Origin of the sequence: Spirosoma terrae (assembly GCF_010435915.1) — a bacterium.
In the GTDB taxonomy this organism is placed as follows: domain Bacteria; phylum Bacteroidota; class Bacteroidia; order Cytophagales; family Spirosomataceae; genus Spirosoma; species Spirosoma terrae.
This window is the reverse complement of the sequence record NZ_JAAFZH010000003.1, coordinates 357,557-378,934: the sequence shown is the minus strand read 5'-3', so window position 1 is coordinate 378,934 and position 21,378 is coordinate 357,557. Positions and strand designations below refer to the sequence as shown.

Sequence of the window (21,378 nt, the reverse complement as noted above, 5' to 3'; positions counted from 1 at the left end):
ATAAATCAGCATTTTACTTATGATCAGGCAATGTCAATTAGCGGTACCGATTCTATGTTCTCGCCCGAAAATGCAACGGGTTTCTCAGCGAACAGTAGCTTGGTGGCAGCCCATGTTTCCCGGAACAGGTCGCTACGTCGGTACGCTTCCAGTGCGTCTACTGACTCCCAAAGGCTGTACGTCATACGCACAGTTGGATGATCTGGATCACTGAGCAACTGAAGGTGTCGATTACCGGGGAAAGCCCGAATCTGATGCTTCGAGTTATTAAAAATAGTATGAAAGTCAGGCAGTTTATCTTCCTGAAACGTCATACGCACGATACGAACAATCATTTTTAGTTTTGTTTGTTACCCACAGAGGCACGGCGAACACAAAGAAAACAAATGCGCGGCATTCCCACTCTGTACGTCTGTGGTTGGCTATAACAGTTTACCAACAATGCCCACCCTGACAAGACGAATGAGCCGATTTTTAGCTCTGACAACGTTTAGAACTTTGTCGAAGCTTACTCAGAAATGATCCTATTGGAAGTGAAGGAAATACAGGAGTTTTCTCCAATCGATAACCTACCTCCGAATGGCTCAAACCAAACTGGGTTTCCTGATTAACGTCAATGTTGAGCTTTTACGGAATGATATTCACAGAAAAATTAACGGAAAGCTTACCGAATAGGCTAACAATACCAGCACAAAAGATAACCCAACGTAACAAATTCCTGTTAAAATTGTGGCGCTGTTTAACCAGCACTGATAACGTATCAAGCGTTCATGCTCAATTGCAGTAAAAACGCTGTGTTTATTAAATAAACCCTATTCAATGAAATACCGACTATTTGGCCGAACGGGCTGGGAGATTTCCGAAATTGGTTACGGCATGTGGGGCCTTGCTGGCTGGACAGGCTCCGACAAAGAAGAGGTGCTACGTGCCCTTGAACGCTACGTAGAGCGCGGTGGCAACTTTTTCGATACAGCCTGGGCGTACGGCGATGGTGTTAGTGAAGAAATACTGGGCCAACTTCTTAAAAATCACCCCGACAAGAAACTATACGCAGCCACCAAAATTCCGCCAAAAAACCGCAAATGGCCGTCCAAACCAGACTATTCACTGGACGATGTGTTCCCGGCCGATTACATTGTTGAATACACCGAAAAAAGTCTGAAAAATCTGGGCGTCGAAACCATTGACCTGCAGCAATTTCATGTCTGGGAAGACAGCTGGGCCGACCGCGACGACTGGCAGGAAGCCATAACGAAGCTTACTCAGCAGGGCAAAGTGCAGGCCTGGGGCATTTCGGTCAATCGCTGGGAACCCGACAACAGTCTTAACACGCTACGTACCGGCCTCATCGATGCGGTGCAGGTCATTTACAATATTTTCGACCAGAACCCCGAAGACAATTTATTCCCGCTCTGCCGCGAACTGAATCTGGGCGTTATTGCTCGTGTCCCCTTCGATGAAGGCACGCTGACCGGTACGTTCACCAAAGAAACTACCTTCCCGGAAAACGACTGGCGGTCAACGTATTTCGTTCCCGAAAATCTCAATGCCAGTGTAGACCATGCCGACGCACTACGTCCGCACATACCAGCCGGAATGACCATGCCCGAAATGGCGCTACGTTTCATTCTGAGCAACCCAGATGTTCATACAACCATTCCCGGTATGCGCCAGCTACGTAACGTCGAGGCCAACACGGCTGTGAGCGATGGCACTGGTTTGGCGCCTGAAGTCCTGCAGGAACTTAAAAATCACCGCTGGGATCGCACGCCCACAGAATGGAGCCAGTAGACTATTCTCCCAGGCAGCCGAAGTGCTGCCTGGGTAATTATTATGAAAATTCTCCTGATTGAAGATGAGCCCGGCTTACAGAGCGCCGTTCAGCACTACCTGACCCGCGAGGGCTACACTGTTACCACTGTGGACACGTACCGCCAGGCCGCCGAGAAAGTCCATGATTACGATTACGACTGCCTGATTGTTGATCTGATGCTTCCCGATGGGAACGGCCTCAACCTGGTGCGCGAGCTTAAAAAACAGCAATCGACTGTCGGCATTATTGTTGTAACGGCCAAAGACGCGCTGTCAGACAAACTGACGGGACTCGATGCCGGAGCCGACGATTACCTGACAAAACCTTTTCACTTATCGGAGCTCAATGCGCGACTACGGTCGGTGCTGCGACGACGATTGTTTGGCGGACAGGCAACCATTCAGGCGGGCGAGCTCACGCTATGGCCTGATCAACAACGGGTCAGCATACACGACACCGATATTAAACTGACCGGTAAAGAGTACGAAATCCTCCTGTTTTTTATCGCTAATGCCGACCGGCTGTTGTCTAAATCAGCCATTGCTGAACACGTGTGGGGAGATGCTATGGATATGGCCGACTTGCACGAATTTCTCTACACTCACGTTAAAAACCTACGCCGGAAACTGGTAGCGGCCGGCTGCCCTGATTATATTCAGAACCGCTACGGAGCAGGTTATATTTTCTCGACCCGGCCATGATCAGCCTGTTTAGTCAAACCGCCCGCAACTTATTACTGACGGCGCTGGCCATCGCCCTGATTGGGTCGCTCGGTTTCTACACGCTTATTCATCGAACAATCCGGCACGAAGTCGATGAAATTCTGGAAGCTCAGATCAGTCAGACCGAACGTCAATTACAACACCAGCTCCCGGCACTATTAGCTGGACGTAACGACAACCCCCGTATTATGCTAACGTCGGAAGTAGTCCGGCCAACCTTCAGCGATAGTACGTTGATCGATTCGTTGAACGACCAGCAGCCGATTCCGATTCGCCAGTTGAAGAAAACCGTATCGGTTGGTAATCAGCTGTATTTAATGACTGCCCAACTGCCTTATTACGAATTCAACGAACTGGCCCGCGAGATGTCGGTTGGGGTGATTCTTGGCTTTCTGATTCTGATGGGTCTATCTGTTACCATCGGCTTGAGCATGTCCCGTCGTTTGTGGCGTCCCTTTCATGCTACCGTTGAGCTGTTAGGCGACTTTCGGCTCGATCAGCCAGTCAATCCCGTTTTGCCAGCCAGTCGGATTCGGGAATTTAGCCGCCTGAATCATTCGCTGAATGAGCTGATGCAAAAACTACGTCGTCAGTTCTCGTTGCAGAAACAATTTACGGAGAACGCATCGCACGAGCTTCAGACGCCACTCGCCGTAGCCACTGCCGAGCTGGACTTGCTGATGCAGTCAGAACAGCTAACTGAACAAGACCATGACCATTTGCAACGAGCCACAACGGCAATCAGTCGGCTGAGTCAGTTAAACCGGTCGTTGCTGCTCTTGACGCAGGTCGAAAACGATCAATTTTCCGACGATGCTCCGCTCGACATAAGTACCTTGCTCCAGCAATACGTGGGTGAATACGCTCCCTTTTTTGAACACAAGCAACTAACATTCCGTGCCTCTATTGCCGATGGCGTATGGCTACGTATCAACCGACAACTGGCGGGCGTCTTGCTGACTAATTTGCTCAAAAATGCAGTTCGGCACGGCCGGGCGGGTGGCGAAGTGATGGTAGAGCTAACAGCTGCTACGTTGGTAATCAGCAATTCGGGCGAAGTACTGCCTTTCCCGGCGGATACCCTATTTAATCGATTCGTCAAGGACCCGGCCCGACCTGATTCCACTGGTTTGGGACTAGCCCTTGTCAAACAGATTTGTGATCGATACGGTCTCCTACTCACGTATACCTACGACGTAGTGACTAGCAGGCATTCATTCCGGATCGATTTAGTACCGCAAGCCGTATAACGCTACTCATACGTACTAGCCTGTGAGCTTATCTTCAAATTCTCTTCAAAATTCACCCCGAAACTTGCGGATAAATTTCCGCAAGTGATGAAAACGATATTCTTCCTGCTTTTATTCTCCATCGCCCTGGTCCCGGCATTCGGCCAAACCAACCGAATCATTCGCGTTGACGACAGCACTACGCACGAACCGGTGATCGGCGCAACTATCCGCACACTACCAACCGTCAAACCAGTGATAGGAGCCGTTACTGACGTTCATGGCATAGCTACTATTTCCGGCTTACCGGCCACCATTACTGAACTGACTGTCAGCGCTGTTGGATACGAAACCAAATCGTTTCCCGTACAATCAGGGACCGATACGCTTGTCGTTCACCTCAAAGCGGCCGAAGAATCGATTGATGAAGTGACCGTTACGGCTACACGTACGAACTCACGTATTGATGATTTACCGATTAAAGTCGAAGTGCTTGGTCAGGAAGACATGGACGAGGAAAGCGCCGTAGTACCGGGCAACATCAGTAGTATTCTGGGCGATATTTCCATTATTCACACCCAGCGAACGTCGGCAGTCAACGGCAATCAGGCCATCCGCATGCAAGGGCTTGATCCGAAATACACGCAGATCTTACGGGATGGACTGCCCCTGTACGAAGGCTTTTCGGGCAATCTGGGCGTATTGCAGATCCCTCCTCTCGATTTAAAGCAGATTGAAGTCATCAAAGGATCTGTTTCAACCTTATACGGAGGTGGGGCTATCGGTGGCCTGATCAACATTGTTTCCAAAGCTCCAACTTCCGAAAAACCTGAATTTACGGCCCTACTGAACCGATCCAACCTGAAAGAAACAAACCTCAATACGTATTATTCGCAGCGGTACGGTGCCGGAAAGACCGGCCTGACGTTATTTACGGGCTACACCAATCAGCAGGCGGTCGATGTAACGGGTGATGGTTTTACGGATAGTCCCGAAATCAAGCAGTTCAATTTCCATCCTCGTTTTTTCTGGAATCCTTCTGAACATACTAAAGTCGATGTTGGCTATGCCTTCACGACAGAACACCGCGCGGGTGGTTACCTACCCGCTCTTGAAGGCACCCAGCCCAATGCCTACCAAAACACCACTGACCTGCAACGGCATACCGTTGATTTTAATGCCAGTCAACACACATCGGCCCATAACTCATTAACAGTTAAAGGGGCGCTGAGTACATTTCACCGGCAGAATACCGATTATCAGAAACTATCGGATGGGCGGCAATCGTCTATCTATCTGGAAGCCAACGATCTTATACAACTCGGGAAGCACCAACTGATTGGCGGAGCGAACCTGACGGTGGAAGCCTTTCGTAAGAATCCCGACAGCACCAAACTGGTAGATTACACCTATAGCACCCTTGGCGGATTCATGCAGGATGATTGGCAGCTCAGCGAAAAAGTAGCGTTGCAGGCTGGCTTGCGTTTCGACCACCACAACACATTCGGCAACTTTTTACTACCTCGCCTGTCGGTAAAACTCAAGCCATCGGAACCGTGGACCATTCGCCTGAGCGTCGGTACGGGATACAAGACTCCCAATCTGTTTATCAACCAGACACCCGGCGCACCGAATGTCAGCCTCATCTTCCCGCGCTTGCTGCCAATCGACGTAGCGAACGTGAAAGCCGAACGGTCGGTAGGCACCAATATCGATGCAGCCTATTCGAAAACCTTTGAAAGCGGATTCTCCATACAGGTCGATCAGGCGTTTTATTACACCTATGTCAACTCACCAGTCGTATCCTCTTTTTCGAGCCTATCGAGCACTCTGGGCGCCTACACGCAACTGACCAACGCACCCTATAACCTGTTTAGCCTCGGCACGGATACGTACGTTCGGCTGGAATACAAAGCCTATGAGCTGTATTTCGGTTACAATCATACCCTCGCTCGTCGCGATGGACCAACGGATAATACGTACCTGCCACTCGCTCCGCAGGACAAATTTTCGACTACGTTAGCCTGGGAGAATGAGCACTTTCGGTTTGGTATCGAAAGCAGCTACGTTGGTTCTCAGTATCTGTATAACAATCAGAAAGTGGCCAATTACTGGTTTTTTGCCGGGGCCGCTGAATACCACTACAGCGATCATTGGCGGCTGGTACTGAATGGAGAGAATTTGTTTAATGTACGGCAAGCCAACTACGAAACCGTTGTAACAGGCTCCGTTACGCAACCTAGTTTCCGCCCTGTCTGGGCTCCTCTCGAAGGAAGAATTGTCAATCTTGCCTTAAAATATACGCTGTGAAGTATGCTATATGAAGTAGGATGTATGAGTTGATACATCCTACTTCATATAGCATACTTCCTACATCCCTTAATATTCCTGTTCCAGCGGATGGATCATAAACTCGTCGATCACGACGTGGGCAGGGCGACTGACCAGAAACAGCATCGACTCGGCCATATCGCCAACTTGCAGATAATGTTTCGAGGTTTCGTGACCGTGACCTTTTTCGTGAAAATACGAATCGACCAGCCCCGAGTAGACGCCGGTTACTTTGATGCCAAACGGACGAACTTCCTTACGTAACGCCCCCATGAATGCTTCCTGGGCGTATTTGCTGGCCGTATATAGCGAGCCACCGGCAAACGTACGTTTTGCTACGTCGGAGGCAACCACTACAATATGGCCCGATCCCTGCGCCTTCAGAATAGGTAAAGCCGCTTTCGTCAACAGAAACGTACCTTTTACGTTGGTTGCCATCAGTTTGTCCCATTCCTCGACACTGATTTCCTCTACCGGTTTGAAGACGCCGTAGCCAGCATTGTTAATCACTACGTCGATCCGATTGAACTGATCTTTTGCCATTTTCACGACAGCGTTCATATCGTCTTCGTTGGCTACGTCGCCGGAAACAGCAACAATTTTACCCCGTACCGATCCCTGAATGGCCTCGGTTGCCAATTCGTTTAAGTCATCGGCATTACGGGCCGTAACGATCACATTGGCTCCATGCTGAGCCAGTAACATAGCCGTGGCACGGCCAATTCCCCGGGAAGCCCCCGAAATGATTATGGTTTTATTTTCGACGTTCATGATGGTTATCCTCAATCGCAAAGGTCGTAAACGATTTAGGCAAAAACGCACAAAGCTAAAAATGAGTTACGACCTTTATAGCCACTTCACAACAAAACGCCTATGCACGAATCACTAACCGATAAACTAAACCAGCTTGAGCAGAAATTTGCGGCTATGGGGCAGGATATGGCCTCTTACCTCGAAGGCTTGCTTCAGGCCGATTATCTGACGTACTGGGACTACATTCATCTCGAAACACTGCTATCGCTCCAGAACCCTAAAACTGCCTATCCCGACGAGCTGATTTTCGTTACGTACCACCAGATCACGGAGCTATATTTCAAGCTGATTCTGCACGAAGTCGATCAGATCGCTCATATAGAACCGCTAACAGCTGCGTTTTTTACGGCTCGAATGGGACGTATCAATCGATATTTTCAGTTGCTGGAAGAATCATTCAGCATCATGATTACCGGCATGGAACGCGAACAGTTTCTAAAATTTCGGATGGCCTTATTGCCGTCGAGCGGGTTTCAATCGGTTCAGTTTCGGCAGATTGAAATTGTATCGACCAGTTTCCGGCATCTCCTCATTGGTGCCCCCGAAGAGCCCGAACATATTGCCGATCTCTACGAGTTCATGTATTGGAAACGGGGAGCAACCGAGCTGGCCACCCAGCAGAAAACGCTGACGCTACGTCAGTTCGACCAGCATAATGGAGCCAAACTGATCCGTCTGGCCGAAGACTATCAAGCCAAAAATCTCCACCATCGCTACCAGCAACTGGAACGTAACGGCCAGATTACGCCTGATCTCGTGGCGGCTCTACGTGAATACGACTGGCGGGTTAATGTGCGCTGGAAGCTGGCTCACCTACGGTCGGCGGTGCAGTATCTGCACAAAGAACCCGAAGACATTCGGGCTACGGGCGGCACAAACTGGCAAACGTATCTGCCGCCCAAACAACAACAGATTATATTTTTCCCTGAACTGTGGTCCGACGACGAACGTCAGAACTGGGGCCAATCGGCCGGGATTCCTAGTAAGCCCGATTGATCATTAATTTTTGTCATTCCGGCGAGAGGAGGAATCTTTGGAGTATGCAAAACAAGGAAGCTGTTAAACTTTTTCTTTGATAGAATTTTTGTCATTCCGACGAAGGAGGAATCTTCGAATTATGCACTAAAACAACCTTTGGGAGTAGGTTCCTCCTCTCGTCGGAATGACAAAAATTTCACATTTACCGCTGATTTTTAAAATACCGGATCATTTCACCGTATCCCATGCCCATCGATAGACCACGCAGTGATTTAGCGATTCGGCTGGCTTTGGTTTCGGGCGTTTTGGCTTCCTCAATCCATTTACTGAAATAGTTCTGGTGTCCTTTGGGTAAGGTTTCGAAGAACTTTAGGGCGTCGGGGTCGTCCTGCAAACACTCGACAAAATCGGCAGACAACGACACCGGTGAATCATCGGCTTCAATAGCCACCTTAACGGATGCTCCCTCTTCCTTGCGGAGTCTCCGGCGCATGGTTGCATTCACCGGCATAATGAACGCCCCCTCTCCCATTGGTACCAGGGCGATCTGATTGATGACGAAATCATCGAGCGTTCCTTTCACCCGAAAGGTTGTTTTTTGTCCAGGCTTCATCGCCGTCGTTACGTCGATGGGGATTTCGATGTAAGTCCACCCGGTTTTTTCACCTTTTTTATCAAATTTCTGTAGAGTGGCGGTAAAGGTTGACATATAATGGATTGTCTGCTTCAATATCTGGACAACGTTGACTGGAGTGATTCTTTCATCTCCTTAACCAAGTTTTCTGGCTGCAATACGGTCAGATGTTCGCCGTAACTACGTAAATGCATCAGCAAATCGCGGTTGGGGGCCAGACGAAGCCGAACAACGCACTCCTCGTCCGTATCCCGAACAACCTCCTGCGTCTGGTGAATAGGCTTCGCTTTTACGTAACGGCCGAACAGGGGCGAAAACCTCAGTAGAATCTCTTCGACAGGTCCGCTACTGTCGGTAATGCCATAAATATGCTCGAACAATTCGCTGACGTTCGTCAGCACATCGTCAGGAACAGCGCAGGGATCGTTGGTAATATCGAGATCGCTCATCCGGTCGAGCGCAAAGGTTCGTTCTTTACCACTCGGCTCGTCGTAACCAATTACGTACCAACTGTCGGCTACTTCACGTAGCAAAATCGGGTGCAGCAGCCGCAATTTCGGGATTTCGGCAATTGCGCCCGCTTCGATGGCCGTTTCATGTTTGCGATAGTGAAACGTAATCTGCCGGTTTTGATTGATGGCTCGAATCAGAACGGGAACGTAGTGCCGGTTTCCGCCCAGAATACGCTCCTCTACGTACACGACCCGGCGTGTGAGCGTTTCGGTTTTCACTTCCCGAATAATATCCAGACTCTGCCGCACTTTCTGAAGCGCATTCGCCAGTTCACCAGCCACGGATGCGCCCTGCGTAGCCGTTAGTACTTCGCGTGCGTAGTCAAGCGCTTCCATATCATCGGGCGAAAGCATGAGCCGTAGCAACCGAAACTGCGGATCGGTGTAGTAATAGCCGTTACGTCGTTTGTCGTAGGCAATGGGCGCGTCGTGGTCTTCGCGCAAACGCTGAATATCTTTTTCCAGCGACGACATGGATCGAATCCCGCATTTATCGCGACAAACATCGAATAGTTTCTTCTTCGAATACTGCCGTGGATAACGGCTGATGATTTCGTCGATCAGGCGGTAACGTTGAAAAGCGGAGCGAGTTATAGGCATTTTTTTAGTAGGGACGCGACACCTCGCGTCTCATTAGCGTCAGCAATAAAACCATTCGGCCAGGAGACGCGACGTATCGCGTCTCTACGGATATCGCAAAAAACAGAAAAAATTTTTCACAAAAAAAGATGAACGTAAAAAGATTACGTTTTACCGGGTAGAACTTTGTTCTGTGAATTTTAAACAACGATACTAATGAACACTCTATTTCGCCCCAATCAAAACCGCGCCGGAAGCTCATCACCAACCCTGTTTCCAGCTATGAACGCAACAACGCAATGGACGGCATCGGCTGTTAACCCTCGTCCATCGAAACGTGCTACGTTATCGGCAGGCCAATTGCTGGATATCGAACTGGGTCTGTTTCTATTATCTCAACTCCTGCCAACAGCACCTCCCGACGAACTTCCTAGCTTATTGGCCGACAATAACGCGTCGTTTCTGGAGCGACCAACCTGGACACCCAAACAGCTAAAAATTCTGAATCGGGGCCGGATGATTCTGAGTCATATTCAGCAACGTACCGTCTGGTCAGCCATGTTGGATGCGTATACCAACATCCCCGACCGACTTCAGGCTTACGACATCAGCGCCGACCGCAGCCGCTTCTGCGAAAAAACCGTCGGATTCTTCCGCAACCGGATTTTCACCCTGAAGCAGATGGTGAGCTAACGTTCTCCTTCAGCCTTCCCTTTCCCTCTCTGCATTGCTGACTTTTAGCAATGACACCCTCCTATTGCCCCACGGCTAAACTACAACCTCCTTTCCCATGCTCGGCACTCTGATCCAACAGGTAAGAAATTACGCTAATCCATCCCACGCGCTAAAGAAATTGCAGGATACTCCTGCGCCAGCACCCCAACCAGCCACAGCCACAGCGGCTACGCCAGCCCAATTGCTACGTACCGTAAAGCTGATTATGGTAACGGCCGAAAACAACAACAAATACTATGAAATGTATGAGCAGGAAAATGGAACATTCACCGTTCACTACGGGCGAGTTGGCGGTACAAAAAGCGTAGCCACCTATCCGTTAAACCAATGGGACAAAAAATTCCGCGAGAAAGTCGCGAAGGGCTACGTCGATCAGACGCATTTGTATGCCGATAAGTCCAGCACTACCGATGCCAGCAGCATTGCCGACCCGGCAGTTCGTAGCCTGATGAGCCGGCTAATGGACTACGCGACTCAGTCCATTTTTCAGAATTACGTTGTTACGGCTCAGCAGGTTACCCGCAAGCAGGTCGATACCGCTCAGCAACTGCTCGACGAACTGGCGGCTACACTCAGTCAGACACTGGACCTTACCACATATAACACCAAACTACTTGATCTATTTAAGGTAATTCCCCGAAAAATGGGGAAAGTGAATCAGCATCTGGTTACGCACATTCCGCAAAACGCGGAAGAGTTACAAAAACTGCACGACCAGCTGGCCAGTGAACAGGACACGCTCGACGTCATGCGCAGCCAGGTCGAACTTAACCAGTCGAAAACCGACGCCGACCTGCCCCCACCGAACCTCCTCGAATCGATGAACCTATCGGTTGAGCCCGTTACCGACAAACGTGTCCTGACGCTGATCAAGCAGATGATGGGCTCCGATGCCGATAAATTCGATGCTGCTTTCAGTGTTCGGCATCATCGTACCCAGCCCGCTTTTGATACGTATGTCGACCAGGCAAAAAATAAGAAAACACAGCTCTTATGGCATGGTAGCCGCAGCGAAAACTGGCTGTCGATCCTACGTACGGGATTGGTGCTACGTCCGGCCAATGCCGTTATTACGGGCAAAATGTTTGGCTACGGCATCTATTTCGCCGATCAGTTCAGCAAGTCGCTCAATTATACCTCGCTTCACGGTGCTAGCTGGGCAAACGGTCGGCAGAAGGAAGCCTACCTCGGCATTTACGAAGTTCACGTAGGCAAACAGCTGGAAATCACGCAGCACGCAGCCAGCTACCAACAGCTTGACAGCGATGCACTTGCCAAACTAGATCCTGCCTACGATTCCGTATTCGCTAAACGTGGAGCCAGCCTTCAGAAAAACGAATTCATAGTCTACAATCAGTCCCAGTGTACAGTTCGCTACATGGTTAAAATCAAAATCTAACATGAACGCATCACTCAAGCAAATTACCCCCTCGATTGTTTGTCTGGCCGCCACCACCTTGATTCTAGCCGAAGGCGCCACCAGTTCGCTGATTGTGAAGCAGTATTTACGGAATCGGGGTTACCTGGCCTACCAGTCCGAAATATCGAAATGGCTATTGACGGTGGCCTTGCAGCAAGGGTGGGCCATTAACGATAATGGTATGTTCAAGGTCTACTACTTCCCTACCCTTCAGACCTTGCCTCAGTAACAATACAGTGGTTTGCACCGAGCCGTATTTACGTTAATCGTGGTACGGCTCAATTTTTTTCCTCTCTCCGATAACCAACACTCAACGCAGCACCAGCATGCTTTTGTGGACACTACGAACAGAAATTCGACTCATGCAACTAGGAATCATACTGTACCGATACGTCTATTGGGCTCACATAAGCCTTTTCAGATCAGTCGTCTGCCAATCCCGCTCATTCTGCTGGAGCTGCCAGCCCCTAGCGCGATTGCTTGCTCAGAAACTATCGCGTCAGTTTTTGAGAATTGCGCTGACAATCAACTAAAAAAATCAAAAAAATTTCGCACAAAAAAGATCAACGTAAAAAAATTACGTTCTTCTGGTTGCAACTTTGATATGAACAACGAACAACATAATAACTAATGAACGCTCCATTAACCTCCGTCTATTCCACCCCAACCCGCCCGGCCCTGTCCAGCCTGTTGCGCTGGCAGGAGCCGCTGGCAACTCGCCTGCGCTACCGCCACGCGTTGCCGGGCATGGTGGCCAACCGGCTGCTTAACGTAGAGTTAGGACTGTATTTGTTAGCCGAATTACTGCCGTTAGCCCCGGCCCAGTCGCTACCCGATCTGCTCAATGGCCAGGGCACTATCTTTCGTCAACGTACTATTTGGTCGCCCCGTCAGCACCGCACGCTGAGCCAGGCGAAGGCCTTATTGGCTCCCTATCGGGATCGCGCGATATGGTTCAAGGCACTGGATAAATACGCTACGTTGTCGCCCGAACTCCGCATTTACTCGCTGAAAAACGGCGGAGGCTGGAATCCCGACGTCAGCAGCTACGTCATGCGCGAACGGTTAAGTTTATTCCAGGAAGCGCTGGCTTAATTTTTTCTGACAGGATTGACAGGATTAATTTACAGGGAAAAGCCTGAGTGAATAAATTGCATACATCCTGTAAATCCTGTCAGAAAAAATGAATCGCCGGAGTTTCATCAAAACCAGTTCTGCTGTTTCCGTATCAGCTACGTCGTTAGTTACTGCCTGTACGTCTTCCGAATCCGAAAAATCGGAAAACAGCGCTACGTCCTTTACCGACAATTTTGCCCTTAACGAATTAACGATCAACGACCTGCAACAGAAAATGCAGTCGGGCGAGTACACATCCGAAGCCATCACCAAGCTGTATCTGGAACGTATTGAGGCTATCGATAAAAAAGGGCCACGCCTGAATGCGGTGATTGAGGTAAACCCTGAAGCCATCGCGATAGCGAAAACGATGGATGAAGAACGGAAAGCGGGAAAACTCCGGGGGCCGATGCACGGCATTCCGGTACTCATTAAAGATAATATCGACACTGGCGATCAGATGATGACCACGGCGGGTTCGCTGGCGCTGGATGGACATAAAGCCGCTACGGATGCCTTTGTAGTGGCACAGTTACGAAAAGTGGGCGCCGTGATTCTGGGCAAAACCAACCTAAGCGAGTGGGCTAATTTCAGGTCATCCCGTTCCAGCAGCGGCTGGAGCAGTCAGGGTGGGCAAACCCGAAATCCCTACGTACTGGACCGTAATCCGAGCGGGTCGAGTTCAGGATCAGGCTCCGCAGTTTCTGCCAATTTATGTGCGGTAGCTGTCGGTACCGAAACCGATGGTTCTATTATTGCGCCATCGTCTATGTGCGGAATCGTCGGAATCAAACCGACCGTGGGACTCGTCAGTCGTAGTGGCATCATTCCGATCTCACACACCCAGGACACCGCCGGACCAATGGCACGTAGCGTAACGGATGCGGCTATCCTACTGGGTGCCTTAGCAGGCGTTGACCCGACCGACGCCGTTACGCTCGAAAGCCGTGGTAAAAGTGTAACCGACTATACCCAATTTCTGAAGGCAGAGAGCTTATCTGGCAAACGTATCGGCATCGAGAAATCGTTTCTGGAAGGCCACGAAGACGTAGTGGCCTTGTACAAAGCCGCTATTGATGTATTGAAAAAGCAGGGCGCTACGGTTGTTGAGGTGGAGTTACGAAAAGGTCTTCGGGATACGGGCGGGGCCGAATTTACCGTACTACAATACGAATTTAAAGATGGCCTGAATCGCTACCTCTCGACAGCCAATGCGCGTGTAAAATCGCTGTCCGACGTAATTACTTTTAACAAAGAAAACGCGGCCAAAGCAATGCCGTTCTTCAAACAGGAAACCCTCGAAAGTAGCGAAGCCAAAGGCGACCTCACCAGCAAGGAATACACCGAAGCGTTAGCCAAAACCCGCAGCTGGCGACAACGTATCGACCAGTTGATGAGCGCTCAAAAACTAGATGCCATTGCGGGTATCAGCATTGGCCCCGCCGGTTGCATCGACCTCGTCAATGGCGATTACGATACCGGTTTTTACTTCTGCCAACCAGCTGCCATGGCGGGCTACCCGCACCTGACCATACCGATGGGCACCGTTCACGGCCTCCCCGTCGGCTTCTCCCTCATCACCGGAGCGTATCAGGAAGGCCCGTTGCTGGCAATGGGTTACGCCTATGAACAAGCTTCCAAGAAGAGAGCAAAGCCGGAGTTTGTGGGGGGAGTGATTTAACACTTTATAACCTATACTATGCCGACAACGTCATCGATTCTTTATAAACTGGCCAACTTGATCTCAACCATCGGTCATCCACTACTGATGTTGTCGGTATTTGTTGTATTTGTTTCTTTCCAACAGCTACCGATTCAAAATGCAGTACTTATTTCTGGACTACTGATTGGTGTTGTTGTACTACCGGTTTGCCTACAGAATTATCGGAAAGTCAGACAAGGCACGTACACTAATTTCGACGTATCAGACAGGCAGCAACGCAGTGGCTTTTATCCTGGTTTGATTGGACTTGTTGCTTTGGTTACAGGAATTTTTATTGCCACTAATCAACCTCTGTCGTTTTGTTACGGTATGAATGCTACGTTGCTACTCTTGGTGATTTCATATGGTGTAAACTTCTTCATCAAAGCATCACTCCATACGTCACTTTCCTTTTTTCTAGCCTGGGCGATTGGGTTAATTAGTCCGCCTTTGGGCGTAGCCATGGGTATTATGGCTGTAGCGATTTCCGCATCGCGACTGGTTCTCAAACGACACTCCTTGATTGAGGTAGGAACGGGTGCGCTGATTGGGCTGATTATCGGCGCTTGTTTTTACAGACTCACCAATACACCCTTCCTACAGTAAATTTATCGGGATTAGGCTGTATTATCACGTCAACTTGATTCCGGCCATTTCGGCAAACATGAGCAGAAAGGCAGCGCCGATAAAGATTACTGTCAGCACAATGAATGGGCCAAACCACGTAACGCCACCTTTTTCGCTGATCAGCTCAATTAGTCGCTCTTCTGACGCCCCCGCATGCTCTGACAGGATTTTGTTGATCTGGCGATTGGCGAACTTTACGTACATCTGATTGCTGATGAAGCCGATTACGGCATTGGCCAGTAAGGATATAATAACCGAGGAATTATCATTTGGATTTCGCGGCCCCCATAGCATCGCTTCAAGCAAGTTCTGGCCAAAAATGATGGCAGCTGTCAGGAAGGCTTGCCAATACATTTTCCGATAGCCCATCCAAAGAATTCCGGCCAGAAAAGCAATGCCATTAAACTGTATTTTTCGCTCCTGCACGTCCTCTGCAGCCCGCAAGTAATAGTCTGCCTGTGGACCAAAAAAATAGGGCAGATATGGATTCATAATCGGTGTTGTCTTAATTTGTCAACTGGTTTATGCCTGGATTCTTTACTTTTTTACCGTCGATACTTTCCCCAGCCACAACAGGCTATCAACAATCAACTGGTTTTGCGCTTTATTGGTGAACGTAAACGACAATTCTTTATTCGTTCCGTTCTCGTAGTCAATGTCGTTATGTCCCATATTCACGTAGATCATGTTGAATTTTTTATTAGTCCAGACCACCGGATAATAGCCGTTATGCCATATTTCATGCGGTTTAGGGCCAGTTCCCAACGGAAAACTGCTGGGGTCGATGGACAGTAGTATGTCGATATTCGGATTTGTGCGTAAGTCGTTTTCCCAGCGATACCACTCGTTGGGCGCTGATTTGAACGTAGCAGGCACCTGTTTTGTGGCCGGATGTTTTCGATCGTCGACCCGCAGAACCGCCGATGTAGGGCGCCACGTATTGCTCTTGTACTGTCCCGATCCAAGAAACTGCGTATGATACCAATCCCAGTTCTGCGGATAGGTTGAGGGCGTCAGGGCAAAGGCCGCGAAGTGAAAACCCAGCCAGGCTCCGCCCGACTCCATATACTGCTGGAAAGCAGCCCGTTGTGCAGGCTCTTCCGGCCGCGTGTCTAAAAATAATACAACCTGATACGTCGATAGAAATTCTGCATTGAGGTTGTTCCAGTTGCTGGTGGTATCGTAGGTAAAGTGATATCGGGCCGCCATTTCAGGAAACCACCGATTGGCTTCGTGCACGTAGCTGATATGCGCTTTATCGTTTTTAGCTGTGTAAAACGCGATAACGTTGAATTGGCTTTTCTTTCGCTGAGCAAACGATTGGGAAGGCAGACTGAAGAATAAAACGGCAAGCGTCAAATACCTGACGAATAGACGAAAATAGAACACGGATTCTTATGATTTCTATGATCAATCATGATAATGTCATAAAGATCATAACAATCTGCGTTCTATTATAAAAACAGTCAAAACAATTCATCGAACGTAACACTTACGTAGTACATCCCGCCAACTTGGGCCAGCCCATAACCCTGCGCGTAGTACCTATTCGTCAGGTTGGTCCCTCCTAGTTTTAGCACTGATTTATAGGCCGGTAGCCGATACGAAACCTGGGCATCCAGGCTACTCCAGGATGGTAGCCAGACATCGCCCGCCGTTACACCCTGTTCATACCACATCTGGCTCGTCCAGCGATACGTAACAGCGGCCCCCAATCGATCCGTCAGTCGGGCGTTGTGCAGGCTCAGGCTGTACCGACTTTCGGGTGAGTTAAAGTAGTTACGTCCTTTTTGTACCACTTCGGGATTGCTCATTTTCCGTTGGCTGATCGGGAAACCGGCGTTGTCGTTGACGATGGCTCCCTGCGCATCCCGCAACGTAACGGTGCCTACCTGATACGTATAATTTCCGCTAAGCGTGTAGCCTCTGCCGATGGTGTAGCCCAATGCCACGCCAAATCCATTCACAAACACGTCGTTCCGGCTGTTGGTGTGGATCGCCAAAATCCGATTGTCGTTTCGCTGTAAGTCATCGAGTTCATCATTGAGTGGCTGATAGAATCGCTGAACCCTGATCAGATCGGTATATTTACTATGGAAATAAAACGCATCGACAGATAGCTTGTTCTGAATGACGGCCTTGTAGCCAACTTCCCAGGTTTCTAGTTTTTCAGGAGTGATATTGCCCGGTTTATACGCTCGGCCGAGGAGTTGTGTTTCGGTTAGTTTGTTCGCCAAAAAATCCGTTACGTCTGCTTCCTGATAGACCGGTTTACTGATTCCATCGGCAGACGTAGCAGCCAGACGAAGACCGCCCACTTCCCGACCTTCGCTGGTAAGGGCTCCACCAAACAACTCCCCCGGCGTCGGATTTCGGAAAGCCGATTGCCAGGATGCCCGGATATTATGCACCCCAGCGATCACGACGGCCGAAAGTCTTGGTGTAAAGCTCCCCTGCAAATACTGATTTTTATCGTACCGAAGCGCCAGCGTTGGCTTCACAGCCAGTGTAGAACCAATTTTCAGCTTCTTCGATACCTGCATATAGGCTCCGTATTCATCAATCGTGTATTCCGATCCGTTCGGCTGACGACTAACTAATGTACCGCCGGTATTCAACGCATAATGTCGGACACTCCCTCCCACGATGACCTCCGCTACGTCCAGCAAGCTACTCAGGTTATACATACCTTCGTAATGCCAGAGTGCGGAGTTGTCCCGAAAACGCGTACCAACCTGACCGCTACGTCCGGGCAGGCTATCGGTATTATACGTACTGGTGAACCGATCCCGAGCGGCCATAAAGGCGGCCGATCCGGGCAGATAACGCCCCCGGTCGGCTTCGTTACGAGCCAACCCAACACTCACCTTATTATCGATGTACACCTGACCAAACTCGGTGGCCCACTGGTTCAGCGGTTTCCAGTCGTTATTGATGGCAACGGCTGTCTGGCCAATAGACCAGCCTTCGGCTTTTTGCTGGGTAGTGTACGCACGAAGAAAGAAGTTGTCGCCCCGTAACTCTGCCTTAAACTGGCTACGTCGATAATCAGGAAAATACTGACGACTGTTGCCCGTGCTGATCAAATTACCATTCCCGTAATACCAACCGAACGACGCTTCCGTATTACCCGGCAATTTATAGTGCAACGCTACGTTAGCCCGGTTGTTAAATACCTTGCCGTTATTACCCAGCAACGCCAATTCCGTATAGCCGGTCCGCGTAACAAGTTTATTCTGCAACGATGCATTGGCGTAGTTCGCCGGAAACGTATAAGCCCCTCCGTTATTGATATCGTCACCATACGTGTTAACCCCGTCGTACTGGAGATTTCCAGCCGGATTAGTATCAGGAATAAAACCAATCATCGTGGCTATATTACCCCGAAACCCACTGGTCACGAAGAAGTTGCTACGTTCCCGAGTCGATCGATCCGTATAGTCGTCGGCAACAAAATCGGTTCCGCTAACATGCTGAATGTTCAGCTTAATCGCCAATCGATCTGTCAGTTCCCTGGCATACCGAATGGCCACATCGCCGAATGCGTTAGGACCGAAACCCGCTTTACCAACATTGTTCATGCCTGTTTTTACCTGGGCGCTTAGCCCCTGATGCGTGAACGGATTTTTGCTGGTTGTGGTCAGCAGCCCTTGCATGGCATCGGGTCCATACAGCGCCGACGATGCGCCAGCTACCAGTTCGATACGTTCAACGTCCAGATCGGGCAACCCTGCTACGTTGCCAAAGCCAAATCCCAGCCCCGGCGATCGGTTGTCCATCCCATCCGTTAACTGTAAAAATCGATAATTGGTAGTCGACCCGAACCCGCGAAGGTTAACGGATTTAAACAGGATACTCTGCGTCATTAGGTCTACGCCGGTAGCATTTTGCAACCCATCGAAGGGAGTAAAGGCAGGTGACTGCCGAAATTGCTCTGGTCCGAATTTTTGCACCGTTACACTCGCTTCCCGGCTATCTTCAATCACACGACTGGCCGCAACAATCGTCTCGTCGGTTGTGATCGTTTCTGCCATTAGCTTTACAGAAAGGCTACGAAAGTTATTGCCCCGCACGGCTACGTCCTGCCGACGATACCCAATAAACGACACGCTCAGCGTGATAGGTAAGGATTCTGTAGTCGGCAAAACAAAGCGTCCGTCGGGTTGAGTAATCGTACCGATTTTCGTTCCCCGAATAATGACTGCAACGCCAGCCAGGGGTTGTTCAGATTCGTCGGTAACTATGCCCTCAATGGTTAACTGAGCCCGCGCGCTGACGGTTGTCAACGCCAGGATGAACAGTATAGAAAGCTTCTTCATAGGTGAGTAATTAATGATACAATACGCCTGTAGTTGGATACAATGACTACAAAAATACGAAAGCTGTCTACGTTACCTTTTTTTAACGTAGACAGCTTTCGTATTTCTCCGAAAAATTAGGCTACAGCCTTTTCCAGACGCTAGCAGCCGTATTGCTCACCTCCAACTAAGCATACTAGCTCAATTTTGGTCGTACCACCTATTGAGGCACTCGTAACATAGGCTGGCTTCCCGCACCCGATGACGATACGTTTCTTGACGCCTGACCACTACCAAGTGTTTTTCGAAGACCCAGGTAGCCTCCGACCGAGTTTTGTAGCAATTTACCAGTATCCAGGGCCAGTGAGGTATTTAGCTGACAGCGACCCAATCCAGGCAGGTAGACGGGGCCATTCAGGGTTACGAGTGCTGAAAACTGGTTCGTTCCGGCCGGATAGGGCGTGTCGTAGGTACCAAAATTCTGACTGTAGGACAGTTTGGTTTGCCAGTGAATTTGCTGGTTTAACTGGCCCGCCAAACCCATATGCCAGAGAGCAACCCGGTTATTGACAATAGCTCTCGAAACGGGCAAATCTGGATTTACCTCCGCTTGCGGTGTCAGAAAAGGCGTACCAATCGTACGTCCCTGATACGTCCAGCCATCCTGATACTGCGAGTGGTTAAAGTAATTATTTCGTCCCCGTCGCTGTGGATCATCGATTATAAACTCGGGGCCACCCTGGCTTTTCGAATAAAAGAACTCCACCAGAAAGCGATCTACTGACCACCGGCGATCGGAAGGCGATTTGCGTTGCAGGCTTAACCCATGCAATCCATCTACAATATTCGTCAGGTAATAGAGCGCCCCCGTTTCATAGAGACTCTGCCGATACCCCATAAGTTGCCAGGAACCCAGTCGAACGTCGAAGCCCAGATCAAGAGTCCCTAAGTGGTTCCCGATCCGATTGCCCTGATCAATTGAAATAACGCCCTGCGGTGGGATATAACCCGTCCCGGATGTTCCCGTAACGACGCGGTAATAGGCATCCAGATTGGAGGCAAACTGACCATCCAGGTTATCGGACAGACCGGGAACGCCGACCAGACTTGGTGCGTAACCTCCCCACTGCACTTCATGATTACCCCCCAGATACGCGTGGAATCGGGCATGAGGTTTCCCTAACCGCATATAAAATGCTTTTTGATGCAGGTAACTATTCCTGACAAATCCATCGGTAAACCAGCCATGATTGTAAAACGTATTGATGGCTACAAACCCTTTCGTGAACCCAATTGGTACGTAGCCAATGGTGCCGATCTGTATCTTCGGCAATGGCATAGCATTGCCCGACCACGCATAGGAACCAGATGTTAACAGCGTATCCACCAGGCCAGCAATACTTCTTCGACGGCCTACGTAGAGTTCAATTGGCCCCCAGCGTAGTTTCCCATAGGCTTCTGGTAGCAAAACCTGACTCTGTAGGCCAGTACTGCCAACCAGTTCCAGACCAAGGCCCCAGTCAAATCGACGTGACTTTGTTAGACTATCGACATTCGTAGGTTGGCTGTAATCCAGCACAAATCCGAGCCGGGCCAAACCGGTTGACCCTTTTAAGGGAACAATACCCGATTGGTTAGCCCGAAGCCAAAACGGCATAGGACCAGTTACCGCATACCCGCCCAGTTCGGCATAACCGGTTGTTGGCCGTACCGTGGGAGTTGTTTGCCCATAAACCAGACTCAGCCAGCACGAGTGACACCCGATGATCACCAGAAGTAATCGGGTTCGGCTAGGAAATAAAGTAGTCAGTGTGTTCAATTGAGTTACGTGTTAGAATAGGTTCCATTTGACATTTTATTCATTTCGAG

19 protein-coding genes are annotated in these 21,378 nt (G+C 49.7%); 11 read left to right on the top strand and 8 right to left on the bottom strand.

What is annotated here, in order from left to right; genetic code table 11:
- Nucleotides 1–23: 23 nt before the first annotated feature.
- The gene (locus tag GK108_RS09505) at nucleotides 24–335 is read right to left on the bottom strand and encodes a putative quinol monooxygenase (RefSeq protein ID WP_163946421.1); all 312 of its coding nucleotides are present in this window, start codon (nucleotides 333–335) and stop codon (nucleotides 24–26) included.
- A 484-nt stretch (nucleotides 336–819) separates the two neighbouring features.
- Here GK108_RS09505 and GK108_RS09500 point away from each other — a divergent pair, with 484 nt between their 5' ends.
- The 4 genes from GK108_RS09500 (at nucleotide 820) to GK108_RS09485 (ending at nucleotide 6,074) form a co-directional block, all read left to right on the top strand.
- On the top strand, nucleotides 820–1,791 hold the full coding sequence (locus tag GK108_RS09500; protein WP_163946417.1) for an aldo/keto reductase: 972 nt from the start codon (nucleotides 820–822) through the stop codon (nucleotides 1,789–1,791).
- Between the two features lie 42 nt (nucleotides 1,792–1,833).
- Nucleotides 1,834–2,514: a response regulator transcription factor gene (locus GK108_RS09495; protein WP_163946414.1), complete on the top strand. Its 681-nt coding sequence runs from the start codon at nucleotides 1,834–1,836 to the stop codon at nucleotides 2,512–2,514.
- Nucleotides 2,511–3,785 carry a sensor histidine kinase gene (locus GK108_RS09490; RefSeq protein WP_212592761.1) on the top strand — a complete coding sequence of 425 codons (1,275 nt, stop codon included), beginning with the start codon at nucleotides 2,511–2,513 and terminating at the stop codon, nucleotides 3,783–3,785. Before GK108_RS09495 ends, GK108_RS09490 begins: the two co-directional genes overlap by 4 nt.
- Nucleotides 3,786–3,872: 87 nt before the next feature.
- On the top strand, nucleotides 3,873–6,074 hold the full coding sequence (locus GK108_RS09485) for a TonB-dependent receptor (protein ID WP_163946411.1): 2,202 nt from the start codon (nucleotides 3,873–3,875) through the stop codon (nucleotides 6,072–6,074).
- Between the two features lie 69 nt (nucleotides 6,075–6,143).
- Here GK108_RS09485 and GK108_RS09480 read toward each other — a convergent pair whose 3' ends face one another.
- Nucleotides 6,144–6,866 carry an SDR family oxidoreductase gene (locus GK108_RS09480; RefSeq protein WP_163946408.1) on the bottom strand — a complete coding sequence of 241 codons (723 nt, stop codon included), beginning with the start codon at nucleotides 6,864–6,866 and terminating at the stop codon, nucleotides 6,144–6,146.
- A gap of 102 nt (nucleotides 6,867–6,968) precedes the next feature.
- Here GK108_RS09480 and GK108_RS09475 point away from each other — a divergent pair, with 102 nt between their 5' ends.
- On the top strand, nucleotides 6,969–7,904 hold the full coding sequence (locus GK108_RS09475) for a tryptophan 2,3-dioxygenase family protein (protein ID WP_163946405.1): 936 nt from the start codon (nucleotides 6,969–6,971) through the stop codon (nucleotides 7,902–7,904).
- 184 nt (nucleotides 7,905–8,088) lie between these two features.
- Here GK108_RS09475 and GK108_RS09470 read toward each other — a convergent pair whose 3' ends face one another.
- Entirely contained in the window at nucleotides 8,089–8,595 is a 507-nt protein-coding gene (locus GK108_RS09470; RefSeq protein WP_163946402.1) for a YdeI/OmpD-associated family protein, read from the bottom strand.
- Between the two features lie 17 nt (nucleotides 8,596–8,612).
- On the bottom strand, nucleotides 8,613–9,632 hold the full coding sequence (locus tag GK108_RS09465; protein ID WP_163946399.1) for a helix-turn-helix transcriptional regulator: 1,020 nt from the start codon (nucleotides 9,630–9,632) through the stop codon (nucleotides 8,613–8,615).
- 195 nt (nucleotides 9,633–9,827) lie between these two features.
- Here GK108_RS09465 and GK108_RS09460 point away from each other — a divergent pair, with 195 nt between their 5' ends.
- The 6 genes from GK108_RS09460 to GK108_RS09435 all read left to right on the top strand — a co-directional run bounded on the left by GK108_RS09460 (nucleotide 9,828) and on the right by GK108_RS09435 (nucleotide 15,190).
- Nucleotides 9,828–10,304, top strand: coding sequence for a pPIWI_RE_Z domain-containing protein (locus GK108_RS09460; RefSeq protein ID WP_163946396.1), 477 nt, complete (start codon nucleotides 9,828–9,830; stop codon nucleotides 10,302–10,304).
- 97 nt (nucleotides 10,305–10,401) lie between these two features.
- The gene (locus GK108_RS09455; RefSeq protein WP_163946393.1) at nucleotides 10,402–11,745 is read left to right on the top strand and encodes an ADP-ribose polymerase; all 1,344 of its coding nucleotides are present in this window, start codon (nucleotides 10,402–10,404) and stop codon (nucleotides 11,743–11,745) included.
- 1 nt (nucleotide 11,746) lies between these two features.
- Nucleotides 11,747–11,995, top strand: coding sequence for a hypothetical protein (locus GK108_RS09450; protein ID WP_163946390.1), 249 nt, complete (start codon nucleotides 11,747–11,749; stop codon nucleotides 11,993–11,995).
- A gap of 401 nt (nucleotides 11,996–12,396) precedes the next feature.
- On the top strand, nucleotides 12,397–12,861 hold the full coding sequence (locus tag GK108_RS09445; protein ID WP_163946388.1) for a pPIWI_RE_Z domain-containing protein: 465 nt from the start codon (nucleotides 12,397–12,399) through the stop codon (nucleotides 12,859–12,861).
- An 88-nt stretch (nucleotides 12,862–12,949) separates the two neighbouring features.
- Nucleotides 12,950–14,563 carry an amidase gene (locus GK108_RS09440; protein ID WP_163946385.1) on the top strand — a complete coding sequence of 538 codons (1,614 nt, stop codon included), beginning with the start codon at nucleotides 12,950–12,952 and terminating at the stop codon, nucleotides 14,561–14,563.
- A gap of 18 nt (nucleotides 14,564–14,581) precedes the next feature.
- Entirely contained in the window at nucleotides 14,582–15,190 is a 609-nt protein-coding gene (locus GK108_RS09435; protein WP_163946382.1) for a phosphatase PAP2 family protein, read from the top strand.
- Nucleotides 15,191–15,214: 24 nt separating this feature from the next.
- Here the strand turns inward: GK108_RS09435 and GK108_RS09430 are convergent, their stop codons facing one another.
- The 4 genes from GK108_RS09430 to GK108_RS09415 all read right to left on the bottom strand — a co-directional run bounded on the left by GK108_RS09430 (nucleotide 15,215) and on the right by GK108_RS09415 (nucleotide 21,328).
- Nucleotides 15,215–15,703, bottom strand: a complete 489-nt coding sequence (locus GK108_RS09430) for a DUF2628 domain-containing protein (RefSeq protein WP_163946379.1) — start codon at nucleotides 15,701–15,703, stop codon at nucleotides 15,215–15,217.
- 45 nt (nucleotides 15,704–15,748) lie between these two features.
- Nucleotides 15,749–16,543: a ThuA domain-containing protein gene (locus tag GK108_RS09425; protein WP_394366275.1), complete on the bottom strand. Its 795-nt coding sequence runs from the start codon at nucleotides 16,541–16,543 to the stop codon at nucleotides 15,749–15,751.
- Between the two features lie 134 nt (nucleotides 16,544–16,677).
- Nucleotides 16,678–19,530, bottom strand: a complete 2,853-nt coding sequence (locus GK108_RS09420; protein WP_163946373.1) for a TonB-dependent receptor domain-containing protein — start codon at nucleotides 19,528–19,530, stop codon at nucleotides 16,678–16,680.
- A gap of 199 nt (nucleotides 19,531–19,729) precedes the next feature.
- A complete protein-coding gene (locus tag GK108_RS09415) occupies nucleotides 19,730–21,328 on the bottom strand; it encodes a capsule assembly Wzi family protein (RefSeq protein WP_163946370.1) in 1,599 nt (532 codons plus the stop codon).
- Nucleotides 21,329–21,378 lie beyond the last annotated feature (50 nt).

Bases quoted from the DNA above. Each gene is read 5' to 3' on its own strand.
- GK108_RS09470 (WP_163946402.1), bottom strand. From the start codon at position 8,595: ATGTCAACCTTTACCGCCACTCTACAGAAATTTGATAAAAAAGGTGAA.
- GK108_RS09475 (WP_163946405.1), top strand. From the start codon at position 6,969: ATGCACGAATCACTAACCGATAAACTAAACCAGCTTGAGCAGAAATTT.
- GK108_RS09460 (WP_163946396.1), top strand. From the start codon at position 9,828: ATGAACACTCTATTTCGCCCCAATCAAAACCGCGCCGGAAGCTCATCA.
- GK108_RS09500 (WP_163946417.1), top strand. From the start codon at position 820: ATGAAATACCGACTATTTGGCCGAACGGGCTGGGAGATTTCCGAAATT.
- GK108_RS09450 (WP_163946390.1), top strand. From the start codon at position 11,747: ATGAACGCATCACTCAAGCAAATTACCCCCTCGATTGTTTGTCTGGCC.
- GK108_RS09490 (WP_212592761.1), top strand. From the start codon at position 2,511: ATGATCAGCCTGTTTAGTCAAACCGCCCGCAACTTATTACTGACGGCG.
- GK108_RS09485 (WP_163946411.1), top strand. From the start codon at position 3,873: ATGAAAACGATATTCTTCCTGCTTTTATTCTCCATCGCCCTGGTCCCG.
- GK108_RS09440 (WP_163946385.1), top strand. From the start codon at position 12,950: ATGAATCGCCGGAGTTTCATCAAAACCAGTTCTGCTGTTTCCGTATCA.
- GK108_RS09445 (WP_163946388.1), top strand. From the start codon at position 12,397: ATGAACGCTCCATTAACCTCCGTCTATTCCACCCCAACCCGCCCGGCC.
- GK108_RS09495 (WP_163946414.1), top strand. From the start codon at position 1,834: ATGAAAATTCTCCTGATTGAAGATGAGCCCGGCTTACAGAGCGCCGTT.
- GK108_RS09435 (WP_163946382.1), top strand. From the start codon at position 14,582: ATGCCGACAACGTCATCGATTCTTTATAAACTGGCCAACTTGATCTCA.
- GK108_RS09455 (WP_163946393.1), top strand. From the start codon at position 10,402: ATGCTCGGCACTCTGATCCAACAGGTAAGAAATTACGCTAATCCATCC.
- GK108_RS09505 (WP_163946421.1), bottom strand. From the start codon at position 335: ATGATTGTTCGTATCGTGCGTATGACGTTTCAGGAAGATAAACTGCCT.
- GK108_RS09420 (WP_163946373.1), bottom strand. From the start codon at position 19,530: ATGAAGAAGCTTTCTATACTGTTCATCCTGGCGTTGACAACCGTCAGC.
- GK108_RS09480 (WP_163946408.1), bottom strand. From the start codon at position 6,866: ATGAACGTCGAAAATAAAACCATAATCATTTCGGGGGCTTCCCGGGGA.
- GK108_RS09430 (WP_163946379.1), bottom strand. From the start codon at position 15,703: ATGAATCCATATCTGCCCTATTTTTTTGGTCCACAGGCAGACTATTAC.
- GK108_RS09465 (WP_163946399.1), bottom strand. From the start codon at position 9,632: ATGCCTATAACTCGCTCCGCTTTTCAACGTTACCGCCTGATCGACGAA.